Raw genomic sequence first — 4,347 nt, 5'->3', positions numbered from 1 at the left:
TTTTCTGTGTGGATCGTCGAGGGAACAAAAAAAAAAGCGCCGGGAGCTACGCCCCCCCCCTCCCCCCCCCCCCCTTCGGCGTTCTTTGCATCGCCGACTCGGCCGCCCACCAACGGCGAAGTCGGTCCGCGGGCGGTGGTGTCCGGCCGGCGTCGGGTCAGCGGCCGATCAGGGACTCGGGGCGGATGGGCAGTTCGCGGACCCGGACGCCGGTGGCGTGGTGCACGGCGTTGCTGATCGCCGCCGCCGTCCCCACGATGCCCAGTTCGCCGATCCCCTTGGAGCCCATCGGGTTGAGGTGGGGGTCGGGGTCGTCGATCCAGTGCGCGTCGACGGCGGTGACGTCGGCGTGCGCGGCGACGTGGTAGGCGGCCAGGTCGCGCTCGACGTGCCCGCCGAAGGACGGATCGGTGGTGCTGTGCTCCAGCAGGGCCATCGACAGCCCCATGATCATCGCGCCGGTCAGCTGGCTCCGCGCGGCCAGCGGGTTGATGACGCGTCCGGCCGCGAACACCCCGAGCAGGCGGCGCACCCGCACCTCGGCGGTGTCCTGGTCGACCTGGACCTCGGCGAACTGCGCGCCGAAGGCGTGCCGCGCGTACTCCTGGCCGGTGCTCCCCACCTCCTCGGCGGTGTCGGCGTGTCGGGTCAGCCCGTCGGAGGGTGGCCGCCCGCCGTGCTCGGCCAGTGCCGTGCGCAGTTCCTCGCAGGCCCGGTGCACGGCCCATCCCCAGGAGGCGGTGCCGGAGGAGCCGCCCGCCAGCGGCGCCTTCGGCAGGTCGCTGCGGCCGATCCGCAGCTCGACGCGCCCGGGTGCGACCCGCAGGGCGTCGGCGGCGATCCGCACCAGCGCGGTGCGCGCCCCGGTGCCGATGTCGGTGGCATTGACCCGCAGCAGGAAGCTTCCGTCGGGGCGGGCGTGCGCCTCCGCGGTCGCGGGACCGACCAGCACGGGGTAGGTCGAGGCCGCCACTCCCGTGCCGAGCAGCAGCCGGCCGTCCCGCCGGACACCGGGGCGGGGGTCGCGGTCGGCCCAGCCGAAGCGCCGGGCGCCCTCGCGCAGGCACTCGACCAGGCGGCGGCTGCTGAACGGCTTCCCGCTGTCCGGATCGAACGCGGGTTCGTTGCGGATCCGCAGCTCGACGGGGTCGAGGCCGCAGGCCAGGGCCAGTTCGTCCATGGCGGACTCGAGCGCGAACATGCCGGGGCACTCACCGGGCGCCCGCATCCAGGAGGGGGTGGGCACGTCGAGCCGGGCGACCCGGTGGACGGTGCGGCTGTGCGGTGCGGCGTACATCATCCGGGCGGGGACGGCGGCCTGCTCGACGAATTCGCGCAGCGTGGAGCTGCGGGTGGCCACCTCGTGGGCGAGCGCCGAGATCCGGCCGGTGGTGTCGGCGCCGATCCGGACCCGTTGGACGGTGGGGGAGCGGTGCCCGACCAGGTCGGCGAGCTGGGCGCGGGCCAGGCAGAGCTGGACCGGCCGCCCGACCGCGCGGGCGGCCAGCGCGGCCAGCACCGTGGGCGCCCGGGTGGTGCCCTTGGAACCGAAGCCGCCGCCGACGTGCTCACTGACCACCAGGATCTCCTCGGCGCGCAGGCCGAAGAGCTTCGACAGGTTCTCCTGGCTGTTGCCGGAGCCCTGGCTGGCGTCGTAAACGGTGAGCCGGCCGCCGTCCCAGACGGCCGTCGCGGCGTGCGGCTCCATGGGGTGGTTGTGCAGCGGCGGCAGGTGGTAGGTGGCGTCCACCTGGTGCGGGGCCGTCCGGTACGCGTTGTCGAAGTCGCCTCTGGCGCGCTCCGCGGGGTAGCCGCCGTTGGCCTCCTCGGGGGTGTAGAGGCCCGGGTGGTCGGCGGTCAGCAGGACGTCGTGGGGCTCCCGGGTGCAGCTGATCCGCAGCGCGCGGGCGCCGGCCCGGGCGGCCTCCGGGGTCTCGGCGACCACCAGCGCGACCGGCTGCCCGTGATGGGCGATCCGCGCGGACTGGAGCACGGCCAGCGTCGGGTCGTCGGTCGGGGCCAGCCGCTCGGCGTTGCGGTGGGTGATCACCGCGAGGACGGCCGGGTCGGCGAGGGCGTCGGCGTCCTCGACGGCGTCCACCACGCCGCGCGCGAGCGAGGCGGTGACGAGCCAGGCGTAGGCGGTGCCGGCCGGGTGGTGGTCGGTCGCGTACCGGGCGCGGCCGGTGACCTTGTCGGGCCCCTCCACCCGGGTGAGCGAGGTGTCCCGCTGCTCCTGGCGGTCCTGGCGGTCCTGGTGAGCCGTCATCCGAGGTCCTCCTGCTGCGGTGTGAGGTCGGCGAGGACCCGTACGGCGACCTCGCGTGCCAGCGGCACCTTGAACGCGTTGTCCCGCAGCGGCCGGGCGGCCGCCAGTTCGGCGTCCAGCGCGGCCCTGAAGACCTCCTCGGTGGCGGGCTGCCCGAGCATCGCCCGCTCGGCGACCGTCGCCCGCCAGGGCTTCGCCGCCACTGCGCCGAGCGCCAGTGCGACCCGTGCCACCCTCCCCTCGCGCGCCACCAGTACGGCGGCGACCGAGACGGTGGCGAAGGCGAACGAGGCCCGCTCGCGCACCTTGCGGTAGGCCGAGCGGGTGCCCGACCACGGCGGTGGCAGGTCGACCGCGGTGATCAGCTCACCGGGGCGCAGCCCGGTCTCGCGGGCGGGAGTGTCCCCGGGCAGCCGGTAGAACTCGGTGAGCGGGCAGCAGCGGGACCCGGTCGGACCGGTCAGCCGCACCTCGGCGTCCAGCGCCGTCAGTGCCACCGCGAGGTCGGACGGGTGGGTGGCCACGCAGTCCGCGGAGGCCCCCAGCACGGCCAGATCCCGGTGCACGCCCTCGCGCGCGGGGCAGCCGGAGCCGGCGACGCGCTTGTTGCACGGCTTGGTGACGTCCTGGAAGTACGGGCAGCGGGTGCGTTGGAGCAGGTTGCCGGCGGTGGTGGCGAGGTTGCGCAGCTGCCCGGACGCTCCCGACAGCAGGGCCTGGGACAGCGCGGGATAGTGCAGCCGGACCAGCGGGTGCGCGGCCAGCTCGCTGTTGGGCACCGTCGCGCCGATCCGCAGACCGCCGCCGGAGACCGGTTCCACCAGGCCGAGTGGCAGCCGGCTCACGTCCACCAGCAGCTCCGGTGCCTCCACACCGAGCTTGAGCAGGTCGACCAGGTTGGTGCCGCCGGCGAGGAACCTGGCTCCTGGGACCTGCGCGGCCAGCGCCACGGCCGAGGCGATGTCGGCGGGCCGGTGGTAGCCGAAGGGCTTCACGGGGCGACCTCCCGGACGGCGCGGACGATGCCGGGGTAGGCGCCGCACCGGCAGAGGTTGCCGCTGAGGCGTTCGCGGATCTCCGCCTCGTCCAGCGGCGACGGCGCCTGCGGGTCGGGGTCCGTCACGGCGCTCGGCCAGCCCTTCGCCGCCTCCGCGAGCATCCCTACCGCCGAGCAGAGCTGCCCGGGCGTGCAGAAGCCGCACTGGAACGCGTCGTACTCGATGAACGCCTGCTGGAGGGGGTGCGGCCGGTCGCCGCCGGCCAGGCCCTCGACCGTGGTGACCGCGGCCCCGTCCTGGGCGACCGCGAGCACCAGGCAGCTGTTCACCCGCCGCCCGTCCAGCAGCACCGTGCACGCCCCGCACTGTCCGTGGTCGCATCCCTTCTTCGCCCCCGTCAGCGCCAACCGCTCGCGCAGCAGGTCGAGCAGCGTGCGGCGGTGATCCACCTCAACGGTGTGCTGGTCACCGTTGACGGAGAGCGTGACGGTACTGGCCACATCCATGGCTTCCTCGGGGGGTCGGTCGGCAGCCGACCGCGCCGGCCGGCACCGTGATGCCTTCCACCGCCGGGGCGGAGCCCGCATCCGGGGGGCCTGGAACCACCGGTTCGGTCCCGTGCGGTGGCCGCGCGGTCCTTACTTGTCTTGGGCGCCGACCAGGGGTAGTGTTCCCTAGTCGCTCGGCAGGGAGCACCGGACACGCATCGGCGCGGACGGTCCCGGGGCGGCCAATCCTCTTGAAATGCCATGTCCTGGTTCGGGCTGGGTCGCGTCTTGTCGCGGCTTGGTTCCTATTCGGCGTGTTCGTTTTATTGGATTGCGGCCGATTCGCTTTTCGGAGTAGGGATCGGCTAGAGTTTGAAACGTCGGACGGGGCGTCAAGCCGCAGAAGACACCAGCGAGTTGGATGAACGAAGCGCCGGAAACGGGGCGGAAAACGTCTGATAAGCTGGGAACACGAAAGAACGAAGCGCCCGGAGGGTCCGCTGGAAGGCGGTCCGAAGGAAGTGTCCGTTCCTTGAGAACTCAACAGCGTGCCAAAAGTCAACGCCAGATATGTTGACATCCCCGGCCTCGA

Annotated in this window: 3 protein-coding genes; all 3 read right to left on the bottom strand. The window is 73.4% G+C overall.

The features are described 5' to 3' along the window. Positions 1-157 precede the first annotated feature (157 nt). From AC07BF_RS37620 to AC07BF_RS37610, 3 genes are read right to left on the bottom strand one after another with little or no spacing between them, the layout of a single operon-like run. Positions 158-2,269 (bottom strand): xanthine dehydrogenase family protein molybdopterin-binding subunit, encoded by a 2,112-nt coding sequence (locus AC07BF_RS37620; RefSeq protein WP_478334593.1) that lies wholly within the window; start codon positions 2,267-2,269, stop codon positions 158-160. After that, positions 2,266-3,264 (bottom strand): FAD binding domain-containing protein, encoded by a 999-nt coding sequence (locus AC07BF_RS37615; protein ID WP_478334592.1) that lies wholly within the window; start codon positions 3,262-3,264, stop codon positions 2,266-2,268. Before AC07BF_RS37615 ends, AC07BF_RS37620 begins: the two co-directional genes overlap by 4 nt. Next, a complete protein-coding gene (locus AC07BF_RS37610; protein WP_363588800.1) occupies positions 3,261-3,773 on the bottom strand; it encodes a (2Fe-2S)-binding protein in 513 nt (170 codons plus the stop codon). The genes AC07BF_RS37615 and AC07BF_RS37610 overlap by 4 nt, the downstream gene beginning before the upstream one ends. Positions 3,774-4,347 lie beyond the last annotated feature (574 nt).

It is taken from the genome of Kitasatospora sp. NPDC043950, from assembly GCF_056435345.1.
Note: the sequence above shows the minus strand (reverse complement) of the source record. Positions and strands in the feature narration are given on the sequence as shown.

What these genes read in the sequence shown, in the direction of transcription:
- AC07BF_RS37620 (WP_478334593.1), bottom strand. Translation starts at nt 2,269, where the DNA reads ATGACGGCTCACCAGGACCGCCAGGACCGCCAGGAGCAGCGGGACACC.
- AC07BF_RS37610 (WP_363588800.1), bottom strand. Translation starts at nt 3,773, where the DNA reads ATGGATGTGGCCAGTACCGTCACGCTCTCCGTCAACGGTGACCAGCAC.